At 63.6% G+C, this 14,647-nt stretch carries 16 protein-coding genes; 5 read left to right on the plus strand and 11 right to left on the minus strand.

Translation table 11 applies throughout. The annotated features are described in order from the left end of the window. Positions 1-5 precede the first annotated feature (5 nt). Genes AC0L4C_RS16390 through AC0L4C_RS16400 form a run of 3 tightly spaced genes read left to right on the plus strand, consistent with a single transcriptional unit; the run spans position 6 to position 2,353 of the window. A complete protein-coding gene (locus tag AC0L4C_RS16390; protein ID WP_473400770.1) occupies positions 6-509 on the plus strand; it encodes an RDD family protein in 504 nt (167 codons plus the stop codon). A gap of 56 nt (positions 510-565) precedes the next feature. Next, positions 566-1,294, plus strand: coding sequence for an arginyltransferase (locus AC0L4C_RS16395; protein ID WP_473400771.1), 729 nt, complete (start codon positions 566-568; stop codon positions 1,292-1,294). A 24-nt stretch (positions 1,295-1,318) separates the two neighbouring features. Then, a complete protein-coding gene (locus AC0L4C_RS16400; protein WP_473400772.1) occupies positions 1,319-2,353 on the plus strand; it encodes an endonuclease/exonuclease/phosphatase family protein in 1,035 nt (344 codons plus the stop codon). A 3-nt stretch (positions 2,354-2,356) separates the two neighbouring features. Here AC0L4C_RS16400 and parC read toward each other — a convergent pair whose 3' ends face one another. The 9 genes from parC to rpoZ form a co-directional block, all read right to left on the minus strand. Further along, the gene (gene parC, locus AC0L4C_RS16405; RefSeq protein WP_473400773.1) at positions 2,357-4,606 is read right to left on the minus strand and encodes a DNA topoisomerase IV subunit A; all 2,250 of its coding nucleotides are present in this window, start codon (positions 4,604-4,606) and stop codon (positions 2,357-2,359) included. A gap of 34 nt (positions 4,607-4,640) precedes the next feature. After that, complete coding sequence (gene recO, locus AC0L4C_RS16410; RefSeq protein ID WP_473400774.1) at positions 4,641-5,363, minus strand: DNA repair protein RecO; 723 nt, start codon at positions 5,361-5,363, stop codon at positions 4,641-4,643. Between the two features lie 3 nt (positions 5,364-5,366). Continuing rightward, on the minus strand, positions 5,367-6,296 hold the full coding sequence (gene era, locus AC0L4C_RS16415; protein WP_473400775.1) for a GTPase Era: 930 nt from the start codon (positions 6,294-6,296) through the stop codon (positions 5,367-5,369). Beyond that, positions 6,293-6,997, minus strand: coding sequence for a ribonuclease III (gene rnc, locus AC0L4C_RS16420; RefSeq protein ID WP_473400776.1), 705 nt, complete (start codon positions 6,995-6,997; stop codon positions 6,293-6,295). Before rnc ends, era begins: the two co-directional genes overlap by 4 nt. Further along, positions 6,998-7,762 (minus strand): signal peptidase I, encoded by a 765-nt coding sequence (gene lepB / locus AC0L4C_RS16425; RefSeq protein WP_473400777.1) that lies wholly within the window; start codon positions 7,760-7,762, stop codon positions 6,998-7,000. It lies immediately after the preceding gene. Positions 7,763-7,791: 29 nt separating this feature from the next. After that, positions 7,792-8,211, minus strand: coding sequence for a holo-ACP synthase (acpS, locus tag AC0L4C_RS16430; protein ID WP_473400778.1), 420 nt, complete (start codon positions 8,209-8,211; stop codon positions 7,792-7,794). Further along, positions 8,208-8,792, minus strand: a complete 585-nt coding sequence (gene pyrE, locus AC0L4C_RS16435; protein WP_473400779.1) for an orotate phosphoribosyltransferase — start codon at positions 8,790-8,792, stop codon at positions 8,208-8,210. Before pyrE ends, acpS begins: the two co-directional genes overlap by 4 nt. After that, positions 8,789-11,068: a RelA/SpoT family protein gene (locus AC0L4C_RS16440; protein WP_473400780.1), complete on the minus strand. Its 2,280-nt coding sequence runs from the start codon at positions 11,066-11,068 to the stop codon at positions 8,789-8,791. The genes pyrE and AC0L4C_RS16440 overlap by 4 nt, the downstream gene beginning before the upstream one ends. A 119-nt stretch (positions 11,069-11,187) precedes the next feature. Next, the gene (gene rpoZ / locus AC0L4C_RS16445; protein WP_473400781.1) at positions 11,188-11,556 is read right to left on the minus strand and encodes a DNA-directed RNA polymerase subunit omega; all 369 of its coding nucleotides are present in this window, start codon (positions 11,554-11,556) and stop codon (positions 11,188-11,190) included. Positions 11,557-11,870: 314 nt separating this feature from the next. Here rpoZ and AC0L4C_RS16450 point away from each other — a divergent pair, with 314 nt between their 5' ends. Both AC0L4C_RS16450 and AC0L4C_RS16455 read left to right on the plus strand, forming a co-directional pair. Then, a complete protein-coding gene (locus AC0L4C_RS16450; RefSeq protein WP_473400782.1) occupies positions 11,871-12,476 on the plus strand; it encodes a LabA-like NYN domain-containing protein in 606 nt (201 codons plus the stop codon). Further along, entirely contained in the window at positions 12,436-13,137 is a 702-nt protein-coding gene (locus tag AC0L4C_RS16455) for a uracil-DNA glycosylase (RefSeq protein ID WP_473400783.1), read from the plus strand. The genes AC0L4C_RS16450 and AC0L4C_RS16455 overlap by 41 nt, the downstream gene beginning before the upstream one ends. Before the next feature lie 20 nt (positions 13,138-13,157). Here the strand turns inward: AC0L4C_RS16455 and smpB are convergent, their stop codons facing one another. Beyond that, positions 13,158-13,649, minus strand: a complete 492-nt coding sequence (gene smpB / locus AC0L4C_RS16460) for an SsrA-binding protein SmpB (protein WP_473400784.1) — start codon at positions 13,647-13,649, stop codon at positions 13,158-13,160. Positions 13,650-13,658: 9 nt separating this feature from the next. Next, positions 13,659-14,537, minus strand: a complete 879-nt coding sequence (gene dapA, locus AC0L4C_RS16465) for a 4-hydroxy-tetrahydrodipicolinate synthase (RefSeq protein ID WP_473400786.1) — start codon at positions 14,535-14,537, stop codon at positions 13,659-13,661. Between the last annotated feature and the right edge of the window lie 110 nt (positions 14,538-14,647).

A 14,647-nucleotide genomic window follows, 5' to 3' on the forward strand; every position in this document is an offset into this window, starting at 1 on the left:
TCGGCATGTCGAACACCACGTCTGATGCACGACCCGACCTGCCCAATCCGGCGACGGCGCCGGAGCTGTTCGAATCCATCCTGCAGAGGCGGGTATTCGCGTTCGTGATCGATTTTGTTCTGCTGAGCATTTTGAGCGGCGTGCTGTTCCTCGTCGGAGTGATCTTCGGCGTGCTGACGTTCGGCATCGGACTGATCGCGCTGCCGCTGGTCGTGCCGGTCGCCATCCTTGGCTACTACGCCCTGACACTCGGCTCGGCAGCCCGTGCCACCATCGGCATGCGGGCCATGGATATCGTGTTGACGCCGACACGCGGCCAACCGCTGGATGGCTGGAAGATCCTCGTCCATCCGCTGGTGTTCTGGGTGACCTGCTGGATTGCCTGGCCGGTGTCACTGGCGATAGCGCTGTTCACGCCGCGTCGCGAAATGGTGCACGATCTGGTGACTGGCACGTTGATGGTGCGGCGCTCACCGATGGTACGGCACTGGCGGCGCGTCGGCGCCTAGTTGCCGGAACGCAGAACGCGGCGTAGGGTGGCCGGAATGCCAGCAATGAGCGCCCGATGACGGATCAGACGCCGGAAAACACGCAGCTTTTCCTCACGGCGGCCATGCCCTGCCCGTACTTGCCCGGACGGCAGGAGCGCAAACTCTTCACACACCTGACCGGACGCCGCGCCGCGACGCTGCATCACCTGCTGAGCGACAACGGCTTTCGTCGCAGCCAGAACCTGATCTACCGCCCCGCCTGTGATGGCTGTGCAGCCTGCCAGTCGGTGCGGATCGTCGCCAAGGAGTTCGAGCTTTCGTCGCGCTACCGGCGCATCCTGAACGCCAACAAGGACATTTCCGTCGAAGTCTGTGCGCCGCGTGCGACGGCCGAGCAGTTCGCGCTGTTCAAGCGCTATCTCGACGCCCGCCACGCCGGCGGCGGCATGACGCAGATGAGCTTCGTCGACTACGAGTACATGGTCGAGGATACGCCGGTGCAGACCATCCTGGTCGAATACCGCATCACCTCGCTACCGGGAAATCCGCTGGTGGCGCTGGCCCTGACGGATGTGATGCCGGACGGGCTGTCGATGGTCTACAGCTTCTTCGATCCCGATTTCAGTTCGCGCGGTCTCGGGAATTTGCTCATACTTGATCACATCAGCCAGGTGAAACTGGCATCATTGAGCTATGTCTATCTCGGGTACTGGGTCAAGGACTCGCCCAAAATGGCCTACAAGGGCCGCTTCCGCCCGCTCGAAGTCCAACGTGGTCCGCTCGGCTGGCGCCGACTCGACTGACCGCGTTCTGGTTCCGGATCCTTCATGAAACTGCTTCTCGGTATCGTCCGGATTGTGACTGCGCTTGGCACTTTCGGGCTCGCGGCGCTGGCGCTGCTGGCGCTGCTGGGCTTTGCCGTGCCGGAGTTCGACCTGATCAATCATTTCCAGGTGCTCGTGTTCTTCGGCGCGCTGCTGGCGGTCATCGTGGCGATCCTGGTGTTCCAGGGCAGCCGCTGGAAATCCTGGGTGACGGGCGCGGCGCTGGCCGGGCTGGTCGCCTCGGGCATCATCTTCGTGCCCGAACTGGTCTCGGGATTCATGCCGCGTCCGCCGATGCCAAGCGATGGCAGGCCGGTGTTCAAGCTGATGACGCACAACCTGTTCGGTCTCAACTACGACATGGACCGGGTCGAAGCCGCGATCCAGGCGGAAGAGCCCGACATCATCGCCTTCCAGGAGTATTTCGGCGAGCAGTCCAGCGAACTGCACCCGATGCTGAAGGCGGACTATCCTTATTTCGCCCAGTGCCGCGGCGGCAAGCGCGCCAATATCGCAATCTACTCGAAGCTGCCCTTCGACGAGGCCGAAGATGATGGCGCCTGTCCCAACGATGCCTATGGCAAACAGCGGACGGCGCGTATCCTCGCTACCTTCACGCTGGCCGACGGCACGCAGTTCTCGATCCTGACGACCCATCTGGACTGGCCGCTGCCGGTGGCGCGGCAGGTCATGGAATTTCAGGAGCTGACGGCGGCGGTGAACGAAACCAAAGGCCCGCTGGTGGTGGTCGGCGATTTCAACTCGACGCCGTGGTCCTATGCGATGCGCGATTTTGCCATGCGCAGCATGCTGGAGCGGCAGACCCGCAATGTCGTGACCTTTCCGCTGCGCTTTACGGTGCCGCACCGGCTGGCCAAGGACGGACTGATGGACACCCTGCCGCTGTTGCCGCTCGACCACGTGCTGACGCGCGGCGGCATCGAGGTGCATGACGTGCATGCCGGCGCCGAGACCGGCAGCGACCACCTGCCGATCATTGCCAGCTTCTCGGTCGCACCCGCCCTGCCGCCGGCCTGAGTTCTAGCCGACGAACCTGTTGTTGCGCGGGAAGCCGTTGGGGGGCTGCCGTCCGGCGGTGGCGCGATCGCCGATCCATTCGGTGAGCTCGGCGGCGGGCTTGGTGTAGGTGCGCCCCGAAGAGTCGGTCCAGGTGAGACCGTCGCTGCCGTTGAAGGTCTTCAGGTCGGAAATGCCGCCATCCTTGTAGCGCTGCAGCCTGACGCCCTTGCCGCGGGTCATTTCCGGCAGCTGGGTGAGCGGGAAGACCAGGAGTTTCCGGTTCTCGCCGATGACCGCGACCATATCGCCAGCGACCGGCACGGCCAGCCTTGCCTCGTCGGTGCCGGAGACGTTGAGCACCTGCTTGCCCTTGCGGGTATTGGCGATCAGTTCGTCCTCGGCAACGACGAAGCCGTTGCCAGCGCTGGAGGCGACGATGCGCCGGGCCCCGGCCTTGAAGACGAAGAGGTCGACAATGTCCTGCCCCTCTTCGATGTCGACCATTAGGCGTACCGGTTCACCCTGGCTGCGGCCGCCCGGCAGCTTGTCGCCGCCCAGGGTGTAGACCTTGCCGCCCGTGGTCAGCAGCAGCAGCTTGTCGGTGGTCTCGGCGTGTACGAAAAGCTTCAGGCGGTCGCCGGCCTTGAAGCTCTTGTCGTCGATGTCGGAGGTGTGGCCCTTCATGGCGCGGATCCAGCCCTTTTCGGACAGGATGACGGTGATCGGCTCGCGCTCGATGAAGGCGACCGCAATGTCCTCGTGATTGGCGTCGGGCGCATCGGCAAAGGTGGTGCGGCGCTTGCCGACGGCGGTGTTGGGACCATAGGCCTTGCGCAGGTCGGTCACCTGCGTGGTGATTTCGCCCCACTGCTTCTTCTCCGAACCCAGCAGCGTGGTCAGGTGGCCCTGCTCTTCAGTCAGGTTGGCGTGCTCGGTGCGGAGCTCGATCTCCTCCAGCTTGCGCAAGGAGCGCAGGCGCATGTTGAGGATGGCCTCGGCCTGGACGTCCGTGAGACTGAAGGTCGCGATCAACGAGGCCTTGGCGTCGTCCTCCTCGCGGATGATACGGATCACCTCGTCGAGGTTGAGATAGGCAATGATGTAGCCATCGAGCACTTCGAGGCGATGGGCGATCTGGTCGAGCCGGTGCTGGGTGCGGCGGACAAGCACGTCCTTGCGGTGCGCCAGCCAGGCCTTGAGGGCCTCGGCCAGGCTCATGACCTTGGGCGTGGTGCCCATGTCGAGCACGTTGAGGTTGAGCGGGACGCGCTGCTCGAGATCGGAGAGCTTGAACAGCTGCTCCATCAGGATGACCGGATCGACAGTGCCGGCGCGCGGCTCGAGCACGAGACGGATGTCGTCGGCGCTCTCGTCGCGGATGTCCTTGAGCAGCGGCAGTTTCTTGGCCAGCAGCAGCTCGGCGACCTTTTCGACGAGCTTGCTCTTCTGCACGCCGTAGGGAATCTCGGTGACCACAATCTGGTAAACGCCGCGGCCCTTCTGCTCGACGTCCCAGCGCGAGCGCAGGCGGAATGAACCGCGTCCCGTGGCATAGGAATTGGCAATGCTGGCGGCACTCTCGACCAGGATGCCGCCGGTCGGGAAATCGGGGCCGGGGACGAAATGCAGCAGATCAGCGCTGGTGGCCGACGGGTTCATGATCAGGTGCAGCGCGGCGTCGCAGAGTTCGGCGACATTGTGCGGCGGCACCGAGGTTGCCATGCCCACGGCGATGCCCTGCGAGCCGTTGGCCAGGAGGTTCGGGAAGTTGGCGGGCAGGACGACGGGCTCTTCGTTCGAGCCGTCATAGGTCGGTTTGAAATCGACCGCGTTCTCGGCCATGCCCTCCATGAGGCGTATGGCGATATCGGTCATGCGGGTTTCAGTGTAGCGCATGGCGGCAGCGCTATCGCCGTCGATATTGCCGAAATTGCCCTGACCGTCGGCCAGCGGGTAGCGCATGGAAAAATCCTGCGCCAGGCGCACCAGCGCATCATAGATCGACTGGTCGCCGTGCGGGTGGAATGAGCCCATGACGTCACCGACGACCTTGGCCGACTTCTTGTAGGCGCCACCGGGATCGAGCCGCAGCAACCGCATGCCGTGCAGGATGCGCCGGTGGACAGGCTTCAGGCCGTCGCGGGCATCGGGGAGTGCCCGCTGGGTGATGGTCGAGAGCGCATAGGAGAGATAGCGCTCTTCGAGCGCTTTGCGCAGATCGACAATGCGGTCGGTGCCCTCATCGGGGGGCAGGGTGTCGGCGTCGGACATCTAGGCTTTCTGGGTCAGGCGAATCACGCCGGCATCATACCGGATCGACAAGGATTGCAGCCAAAGAAGCCCGGGTTGCCGGTGGATCGATCTGGCGGGCGGCCCAGACATGCATTTCGAGAAAGTAGCCGGTGAGAGCCAGGCCGCTGGCGACATCGGCAGAATCGGCCGTGGCGTCGCCAATGAGGAAGGCCGGGAGTTCAAACAGCCGCCCGATATAGGGCGCCGCGGCGGCGAGACAGACGGCCCGCCCCGATCTGGGCGACACATGGGTGAGGCCGCTGGTGACGCCGGTGACGGCACAACTGCCCAGGTCGAGGCCGAAACCGAGTTCATCCAGGAGGGTCAGTTCGAAGCGGGCCAGGGCCATGCCCAGATCGAGGGGTGACAGTCCGGCATCGAGGATGCGGATGGCGAGCCCCAGCATGCGGTCGTGGGGATCGCGCTCGGGCAGCAGGCGCAGATGGTCGCACAGCAACTGGCTGGTGTAGAGCCGGACGCGGTCGATGATCAGCCCGGCGGCGCGGGCATCGGTGACCTCGATGGTGGTGAAGAGCCCGAGATGCTCCTCCAGACGGGCGCGCCAGGTGATCTGCACCGAGTTTCCCGGCTGCAGCGTGGCGGCGAGCTTGCTCGAGCGGCCGCCGCGGACGAGGCCCATATAGCGCCCCCTGCCCTCGACCATGACCTCGGCGATGACGCTGGACTCGCCATGGCGCCGGACGCCGATGATGAGGCCTTCACCGCTCCATTCCATGGCTTACTTCGTCCAGTCCAGCCCCATTTCGCGGTAGCGCTCGGGGTCGTCGCCCCATTTCTCGCGTACCTTCACGAAGAGGAAGAGGTGAACCTTGGTCTCGAAAATGTCCATCAGCTCAGCACGGGAGTCGGCGCCGATGGCCTTGATGGTATTGCCGCCAGCGCCCAGCACGATCTTCTTGTGCGCCTCGCGGGCCAGGTAGATCACCTGGTCGATGCGATAGGAGCCGTCCTTCTGGACGGTGAATTTCTCGGTCTCGACAGTGGCGTTGTAGGGGATCTCGTCGTGGATGCGCAGAAAGAGCTTTTCGCGTGTCACTTCTGCGGCGGTGAGGGCCAGGGTCAGGTCGGTGAGGTGATCCTCGGGGAAATGCCACGGGCCCAGCGGGGCCCTGGTCTGGGCCCAGGCGAGGAGGTCTCGCACGCCATCGCCCTTGGAGGCGGAAATCATGAAGGTCTCATCGAATTTCAGCCGGGCGTTGATGGCTTCGGACAGGGCCAGAAGCTTCTCGCGCTTGAGCAGGTCGATCTTGTTGAGGACGAGGATGCGCGGGGTGTGCACCGCCTCCAGACCTTCAAGAAGTGATTCAACTTCCGGAGTTACGCCCCTTTCGGCATCAACGATAAGCGCCACGAAGTCGGCATCGCCGGCGCCAGTCCAGGCGGCCTCGACCATGGCGCGGTCGAGGCGCCGCTTGGGGGCGAAAATGCCAGGGGTATCAATGAAGATCACCTGCGACATGCCATCGGTGACGACGCCGCGAATCTGGGCGCGCGTGGTCTGCGCCTTGTGGGTGACGATCGAGACTTTCGAACCGACCAGGGAGTTGAGCAAGGTCGACTTGCCGGCATTGGGGGCGCCCACAAGCGCAATAAAACCGCAACGGGTGTCGACGGGAGCGTCTGGCGGCGTGGTATCGAGTTCGGTCAAAATGTTTCCCGCCAGACCTTCTCGCGGACGAGAAAGCGTTCGGCGGCCTTGTGTTCAGCGAGCTTCTTGCTCGGGCCGGTGGCAGTCAGCGGTTCGTAGGGGCCGAGCCGCACCGAGATGGTGAATTCGGGAGCGTGGTCGGGCCCGGTGCGCTCGACTTCGGCATAGACCGGCGGCTCGTGCCCCTTGCCCTGCGCCCATTCCTGCAAAGTGGTCTTGGGATCGGCGCGGACGCTGCCGGCCTGATTGATATGCTGGCCGAACAGGCGCTCGACAATGTCATAGGCCTGTCCAAAGCCGCCATCGCAGAAGACGGCGCCGATGACAGCTTCGGCGATATCGCCAAGGATGGCTTCCTTGCTGGCGCCACCGGTGCGGGCCTCGCTCTCGCCCAGGTTCATCTCCGAACCGAGGTCGAGTTCGCGGGCAATGGCGGCGCAGGTTTCCTTGCGGACGAGGCTGTTGAGCGAGCGGCTCAGTTCGCCCTCGTTGGCCTTGGGCAGGTGACGATAGAGCATGTCGGCCACCACCAGGCCGAGCACACGATCGCCCAGGAATTCGAGGCGCTGGTAGCTCCGGTCGACCCGCTTGCCGGGCGACACGGCGCTCGAATGGGTCAGGGCACGATCAAGCAGGTCCGGGTCCGCGAAGCGGTAGCCCAGGCGGGCCTGCAGCTTGTCGTGGCCCCGGCTCTTGCCCATCTATTCGTAGACGGACTGGAACATGCGATCCAGCCGCAGCGTTTCCGGCCATTCCCAGATGGCCCAGGGTGCCCGGTTGTCCTTGACCGAGAAGAAGCGGGCTTCCGCCTTGCCGATCAGGTTGTCGGACGGGACATAGCCGACGGCGCTGAGAACGCGCGAATCCTGGGAACGGTCGCGGTTGTCGCCCATCATGAAATAGTGGCCCTCCGGCACAACGTACTCGGCGGTGTCGTCGAGCGGCTGGTCGTCGGAGATTTCCTGAATGGTGTGGGTGACGCCGCTGGGCAACGTCTCCTTGTAGACGGTGACCGGAACGTCGCGATACTGGCTGTCGCGATCGAGGGCCTGACCGACAAGCTCGCGCTCGACGATCGTGCCGTTGATATAGAGGCGTCCCTCTTTCATCTGGACCTTGTCGCCGGGCAGACCGATCACCCGTTTGATGTAGTCCTCGTTGCTCGCCTCGTTGTGGAAGACGGCGACATCGCCCTGCTTGGGCGCACTGCCGAGCAGGCGGCCGTTGAATGGCAGCGGCACGACGAAGGAGTACTTGCCGTAGCCGTAGGCAAACTTGCTGGCGACAAAATAATCGCCGATCATCAGCGTCGATTGCATCGAGCCGGTGGGAATGGAGAACGGCTGGAAAAGGAAAGTCCTGAACAGGACGGCAATGATCAGCGCCTCGACGATCACGACGATCGTGTCGACGAACTCACTGCGTGCGGTTTTCTTCTTTTCCACCTTGGTGGCTGCTTGGTTCATCTGGTCCCAGACCTTCAGGTCAAATGTGGTTACGGGAGCGCTGCCGCGTGGTCAATCGGCAGTGCCTCGATGATGACAAAAGCCTGGGCCATGCCGCCATCGTCAGTGATGGTGAGGTGGATATGAGGCTTCATGCCCTGCGGCACAAGCCGTTCGAGGGCCCGGGCCGCGCCATTGGTCAGTTTCATGGTGGGTTTGCCCGATGGCAAATTGACGACGCCGAGGTCGCGCCAGTAGACGCCCCAGCTCATGCCGGTGCCCAGCGCCTTGGCGCAGGCCTCCTTGGCGGCAAAGCGCTTGGCATAGCTGGCAGCGCGCTGCGCGCGGGCATCGGACTTGCGGCGCTCGATTTCGGTGAAGCAGCGCTGGGTAAAGCGCTCGCCGTAGCGCGCAAGGGTCTTTTCGACCCTGCCGATCTCGCACAGATCGTTGCCGAGGCCGACGATCACTGCAGGCCCCTGCTGCCGGGCTTGATCGGCGGAATTGCGGCCAGTTCAGGAGGAAGCTGGTCGGCGGGATAGGCCGGCACCTTGTACTGGGTCAGGGCGACGAGCGGCACGCCGATATCGGCCTTGCCGGCGCTGCGATCGATCAGGCAGGCGGCGGCCACCACATCGGCGCCGATCTTGCGGATGGCGTCTATGCATTCGCGGATCGACAGGCCGGTAGAGACGATATCCTCGACGATGATGACTTTCTCGCCTTTTGCTATCTCGAAGCCCCGGCGCAGCTCGAAGACGCCATTGACGCGCTCGGTATAGATCGCGGGAACGCCAAGGTGGCGGGCCGTTTCATAGCCGGGAATGATGCCGCCGACGGCGGGCGAAACGATTTGACTGACGTCGCCATAGCCGGCCTCGCGGATCTTTTCCGCCAACGCCTTGCAGAGTTTCTCGGCCTTGTCGGGATGCATGAAGACCCGGGCCTTCTGCAGGAACACCGGCGAGCGCAGCCCGGACGACAGGATGAAGTGTCCCTGCAGCAGGGCGCCACTTTCGCGAAACAGGTCAAGCACGTCTTCGGTGGTCACGCCGGCTCCTTTTCTTCAGGCCGCACGGCCCATTCGATTTTCGACAGGGCGCGCGCCTCGGCAATCGGGGCGCGCTGGGCTGACGAGAGACCGGTTGTCAGCTTCAACTGTGACAGAACATCGGTCAGTTGCGCCAAATCGCGCACCTCGAGCTCGATGATGAAGTTGTGGAAGTCCGGCGACCCCATCCGCATGGTCATATTATGGATGTTGCCCTCGGCCGCGGCAATCGCCGTGGAGAGATGTGCAAGGGAACCGGGACGGTTTACCGCCAGCACCGAGATGACCACCTTGTGCAGGGAGTGCTCGCGGCCAGTCATGTCCCATCGGACATCAATCCAGGCGACATCGGAATCGTGCAATTCGACCAGGGCATCCGAGTGGATCGGATAGACCTCGATGGGTGCCCCCGGCCGCATGATGCCGACCAGCCGGTCGCCGGGGACCACGCCTTCGGGCGAGACCTCGACCCGGGTGTTGAAATCGAGCTGTTCCAGAGCGGCCTTGGCATTGGGCCCCGAGCGCTGCCCGCCGGGGACGCGGAAGCGGAAGACCTCGGAGTGCCGCAAGGCAAACCAGCCTTCGGCCTTGTCGGGCACCGGCAGATCGATCTTCTTGCTGCGCCGCTTGCGCAGACCCTTGACGGCCGCCAGCTCGGTGGCGACGGCATCGGAGTCGACCTTGCCCTCGCCCATGGCGATCAGCAGTTCGCGCCGGCCGGCAAAGCCGAGCGCTTCGGCCAGCAGCTTGCCTTCGGCGTCGTCGATGGTCACTGCTTCGCGCTCCAGCACGACGCCCAGGACATGCTCGCCCAGTGCATGGGCACGCTGCTGGGCCGCCTGGCGGACGGCGCGGCGGATGGCGGAACGGGCCTTGCCGGTGGCCGCGATGTTCTCCCAGTTGCTGGGCGGCAGATGGTTGTGGTCGCGGATGATCTCGACCTCGTCGCCGGAGCGGAGCTGGGTCACCAGCGGCATGATGGCGCCATTGATCTTGGCGCCGACGCAGGTGTCGCCGATATCGGTATGCAGCGCATAGGCGAAATCGATCGGCGTGGCGCCGCGCGGCAAGGCGATCAGACGGCCCCGGGGGGTGAAGCAGAAGACCTGGTCCTGAAACAGCTCGAGCTTGGTGTACTCGAGGAATTCCTCGCCCGAACCACCCTTGGTGAGATGTTCGATGGTCGACCGCAGCGAGGCGAAGGCCTTGCTCTCCCCTTCCAGCTTCTGCAAGTGCTCGGTCGCGCCCTCTTTGTAGAGCGCGTGGGCGGCGATGCCGTATTCGGCCACGCGATGCATCTCGTCGGTGCGGATCTGCAGTTCGGCGCGCTGCCGCCCTACCCCGACAATGGTGGTGTGGATCGACCGGTAGTCGTTGTGCTTGGGGACCGAGATATAGTCCTTGAAGCGTCCGGGAACGACCTTCCAGTTGGTGTGCACGATGCCGAGCGCGCGATAGCAGTCGGCGACCGAACGGACGATGATGCGGAAGCCGATCATGTCCGAGAGCTGTTCGAGCGCGATGGCCTTGCGATCGATCTTGGTGAAGATCGACCAGGGCGATTTGACGCGCGCCGAGACTTCGGCCTCGATGTTCTCGGCCTTCAGCTTGTCGAGCAGCTCGGCCTGGATCGTGGCGATGGTCTCGGCGAACTCGGACTGCATCTCGTCGAGACGGCTGGTGATAGCCCGGTAGGGTTCGGGCTGCAGCACCTTGAAGGACAACGCCTCGAGTTCGGAGCGCATGTCCTGCATACCCATGCGGCCGGCCAGCGGCGCGTAGATCTCCATGGTCTCGTTGGCGATCCGCCGCTGCTTCTCGGGCGCCATGAACTCCAGCGTGCGCATGTTGTGCAGACGGTCTGCCAGCTTGACCAGCAGGACACGGACGTCGGCAGAGATGGCGAGCAGGAGCTTGCGGAGGTTCTCGGCCTGCGCTTCCTCGCGCGTGACCAGCTGCAGCCGCTCGATCTTGGTCAGACCTTCGACAATGGCGCCGATCTCGGCGCCGAACAGCTGGTCGATCTCGGCCCGGGTGGCGTCAGTGTCCTCGATGGTGTCGTGCAGGAGCGCAACGGCAATCGAGGCGTCATCGAGCCGCAATTCGGTGAGGATGGCCGCGACTTCGAGCGGATGGTTGAAATAGGGATCGCCGGACGCGCGTTTCTGGCTGCCATGTTTTTGCATGGCATAGACGTAGGCCTTGTTCAGAAGCGCCTCGTCGGTGTGCGGGTTATAGGCCTGAACCCGTTCAACGAGTTCGTACTGACGCATCATCTGGAACGCCGCGCTCCCAGCGGCCGGGCGTCACGTACGCCCCGCAGAACAAAAAAGGCGCCGGATAGAGGCCCGGCGCCCTTCGAATATAGGAGATTTGCGCGCGGGCGCAAACGGCCTCAGTCGTCCCGGCGCTCGGGGGGCGCGAGGCTCTCAATGCCGCGCAGCAGCTCATCTTCGCTCATGGTGTCGAAGGTGTCGCCATCCTGATCGGCATTGGCGTCGAGCAGAGGCGCGGAGTGCTTCTCGGGCTCGTCGACTTCAACATATTTCTGCAGCGAGTGGATCAGATCCTCGTGCAGGTCGTCTGGGGAGATCGCGCCGTCACCGATTTCACGCAGCGCAACAACGGGATTCTTGTCGTTGTCGCGCGCCACGGTGATCTGTGAGCCGGCCGAAATCATGCGGGCCCGATGGGCAGCCATCAGGACCAGATCGAAGCGATTCTCGATCTTTTCAATGCAGTCTTCAACGGTGACGCGTGCCACGGACGTCTCCAGCGGTTGTGGAAAGAGGTGCCCTCATACACGACACATCCCGCCGGGGCAAGGATGTGATCGTTTTCCGAGATAACGTTGCCATATGAAATTGAGCCACGTTTATCACGACTTAGTTCGGAAGTCAGATTTTTGACGGGTTTTTGGGACAGTTTTTGTGGTTGCAAACGGCAAGCTTCTGGCGCTGATTGGAGTTCCGGACGCAAGCTTTAGAAACATAATCGGAGTCCTGGCCTCTCCCATTTCATTATTTCGGTCATTGCCGTGCCGCCTGAGAGGCCGGCCGCACGGGTCAGGAGCAGTGCATGTCGATCGACCCGCGCGAGAAAATCGTCCTCTTCATCGATGGCGCAAATCTCTACGCAACATCCAAGGCTATCGGTGTCGACATCGATTACCGCCGCCTGCTGAGCGAATTTCAGGGCAAGGCCTATCTGCTGCGCGCCTATTACTACACGGCGCTGGTCGAGGATCAGGAGTACTCCTCCATCCGGCCGCTGATCGACTGGCTCGACTACAACGGCTACACCGTGGTGACCAAGCCGGCCAAGGAATTCACGGACTCCGCCGGTCGTCGCAAGATCAAGGGCAACATGGACATCGAACTGACGGTCGATGCGCTCGATATGGCGGCGCATTTCGATCACATGGTGCTGTTTTCCGGTGATGGCGACTTTACCGCGCTGGTGGCCGCGCTGCAGCGTCGCGGCAAGCGCGTCACGGTCGTGTCGACCCTCACCACTCCGACGCCGATGATCGCCGACGACCTGCGTCGCCAGGCCGACTTCTTCCTCGACGTGGCCGATCTCTGCAAGACGGTGGGGCGTACGCCGCCGCTGGATCGCAATGTGGTGGACCGGAGCACGACGGTTGACCGGCCCGCGCCTGTCGCCGAACCTGTGGGAAAGTGAGTCCCCTGCCCCAAGGTTGCCTTTGCCACCCACAGATCCGCCGCTCGACTGCCCGCTTTGTCCGCGGCTAGCCAGCTTTCGCGCCGACAACCGCAGGCAGTTTCCGGACTGGTTCAACGCACCCGTGCCGAACTGGGGGGACGCGAAGCCGCGGCTGATCATCGTCGGGCTGGCGCCTGGCCTGCGCGGCGCCAACCGCACGGGACGGCCGTTCACGGGTGATTATGCCGGCGACCTGCTCTACGCGACACTGCGGAAATTCGGCCTGGCGTCGGGAGACTACGAGCAAAGCCCGCAGGATTCGCTGCAACTCAATGGCGTGCTGATCGTCAACGCCGTGCGCTGCGTGCCGCCGCAGAACAAGCCGACCGGACCCGAAATCGCGACCTGCCGGCAGTTTTTGACGGCGACGATCGACGAAAGCCGGCCGGACAACTTCCTGGTGCTGGGGCGGATCGCCCACGATTCACTGCTGTCGACGCTGGGCGAGAAGCGGGCGAGGTTCCCGTTTACGCATGGCGCAGAGCACCGACTGAGCAGCGGCGCGACGCTGTTCGATAGCTACCACTGCTCCCGCTACAACACCAATACCGGCGTCCTGACGACGGAAATGTTCGAAGACGTTGTCGGGCGAGCGGCCCGAGCGGTGCTGGACGCCTAGGGGCTGCCAGCAAGAGCTGCCTACTCGCGACCGCCCTGCTTCATCAGGCGGGACTTGTCACGGTTCCAGTCACGATCGCGCTCGGTGGCGCGCTTGTCGTAGTTCTTCTTGCCCTTGCCGACGCCGATCAGCAGCTTGGCCATGCCGCGATCATTGAAATAGAGCTTGAGCGGCACGATGGTGTTGCCGGCCCGGTCGACATCCTGACTGAGTTTGGCCAGCTGCTTCTTGCTGACCAGCAGCTTTCGTGGCCGCCGTTCTTCGTGATTGAAACGGTTGGCCTGCAGGTATTCGGGGATATGCGCATTGATGAGCCAGAGCTCGCCACGCTCGGGCGAAGCATAGGACTCGGCAATCTGGGCCTTGCCAGTGCGCAGCGACTTGACCTCGGTGCCGGTCAGCATGATGCCGGCCTCGAGGGTGTCGATGATCTCGTAGTCAAAGCGGGCCCGCCGGTTCTCGGCGGCGAGGCCGCTGACCAGCATAGTGGGCTTGTTGGGTTTGGTCGCCATGGTCCGTATCTAGTGCAGCAGACCCGCATGTGTAAGGGCGGCATCGATCGCAACTTCACTCGCCTCGGTCACCGGGACGACCGGAAGGCGGAATTCGTTGCGGCAGAGCCCGAGCCTGGCGGCGGCATACTTGACGCCGGCGGGGTTGTTTTCGAGGAACAGGGCCTTGTGCAGAGGCACGAGCTTGTCCTGCAGGGCCAGCGCCTCGGCATAGTTGCCCTGCTGGCAGGCGTTCTGAAACTGCGAACAGAGCCTGGGCGCCACATTCGAGGTCACCGAGATGCAGCCATGGCCGCCGTGGGCGTTGAAACCCAGAGCCGTCATGTCCTCACCCGAGAGGAGGATGAAGTCCGGCCCGAGCCGCGACCGCTCCAGGCTGGCGCGTTCCATGCTGGCGGTCGCATCCTTGATGCCGACGATATTGCCGTGCGCATCACGTAGCCGGGCGATGGTATCGACGGTGAAATCGACAACGGTCCGCCCGGGCACCGAATAGAGGATGATGGGCAGATCGGTGGCCTCGGCGACGGCGGAGAAGTGCTGGAAGAGGCCTTCCTGCGTGGGCTTGTTGTAGTAGGGCACCACGGACAGCACGCCATCGGCGCCGACATCCTCGGCGAAGCGGGTCAGGGCCACGGCTTCGGCAGTCGAGTTCGATCCGGCGCCAGCGATCACCGGTACGCGGCCGTTGGCCACCTCGACGCAGACCTCGATGATACGGCGGTGTTCCTCGTGCGTGACCGAGGGGCTCTCACCCGTGGTCCCGACCGGCACCAGACCGTGCGAGCCTTCCTTGATCTGCCATTCGACGAAATCGGCGAAGGCTTTCTCGTCCAGCGCGCCGCTTGCAAACGGAGTGATGAGCGCTGTGATCGAGCCTCGAAACATGCGGAATTTTCCTCGAATAGGCGCCGCTTGGCGCGGCTTGGGGTTATCGGCTGCCAGATTGCGGTCATAAAGCGACCTTGGCCCGGCCATAGTGGCGCAGCATAGTTTTT

The organism is Devosia sp. J20-27 (assembly GCF_055808595.1).

Excerpts from the sequence above, each read along its gene's own strand:
- AC0L4C_RS16390 (WP_473400770.1), top strand. The coding sequence starts at position 6 with ATGTCGAACACCACGTCTGATGCACGACCCGACCTGCCCAATCCGGCG.
- AC0L4C_RS16395 (WP_473400771.1), top strand. The coding sequence starts at position 566 with ATGACGGATCAGACGCCGGAAAACACGCAGCTTTTCCTCACGGCGGCC.
- AC0L4C_RS16400 (WP_473400772.1), top strand. The coding sequence starts at position 1,319 with ATGAAACTGCTTCTCGGTATCGTCCGGATTGTGACTGCGCTTGGCACT.
- parC (WP_473400773.1), bottom strand. The coding sequence starts at position 4,606 with ATGTCCGACGCCGACACCCTGCCCCCCGATGAGGGCACCGACCGCATT.
- recO (WP_473400774.1), bottom strand. The coding sequence starts at position 5,363 with ATGGAATGGAGCGGTGAAGGCCTCATCATCGGCGTCCGGCGCCATGGC.
- rnc (WP_473400776.1), bottom strand. The coding sequence starts at position 6,997 with ATGGGCAAGAGCCGGGGCCACGACAAGCTGCAGGCCCGCCTGGGCTAC.
- lepB (WP_473400777.1), bottom strand. The coding sequence starts at position 7,762 with ATGAACCAAGCAGCCACCAAGGTGGAAAAGAAGAAAACCGCACGCAGT.
- AC0L4C_RS16440 (WP_473400780.1), bottom strand. The coding sequence starts at position 11,068 with ATGATGCGTCAGTACGAACTCGTTGAACGGGTTCAGGCCTATAACCCG.
- AC0L4C_RS16450 (WP_473400782.1), top strand. The coding sequence starts at position 11,871 with ATGTCGATCGACCCGCGCGAGAAAATCGTCCTCTTCATCGATGGCGCA.
- smpB (WP_473400784.1), bottom strand. The coding sequence starts at position 13,649 with ATGGCGACCAAACCCAACAAGCCCACTATGCTGGTCAGCGGCCTCGCC.
- dapA (WP_473400786.1), bottom strand. The coding sequence starts at position 14,537 with ATGTTTCGAGGCTCGATCACAGCGCTCATCACTCCGTTTGCAAGCGGC.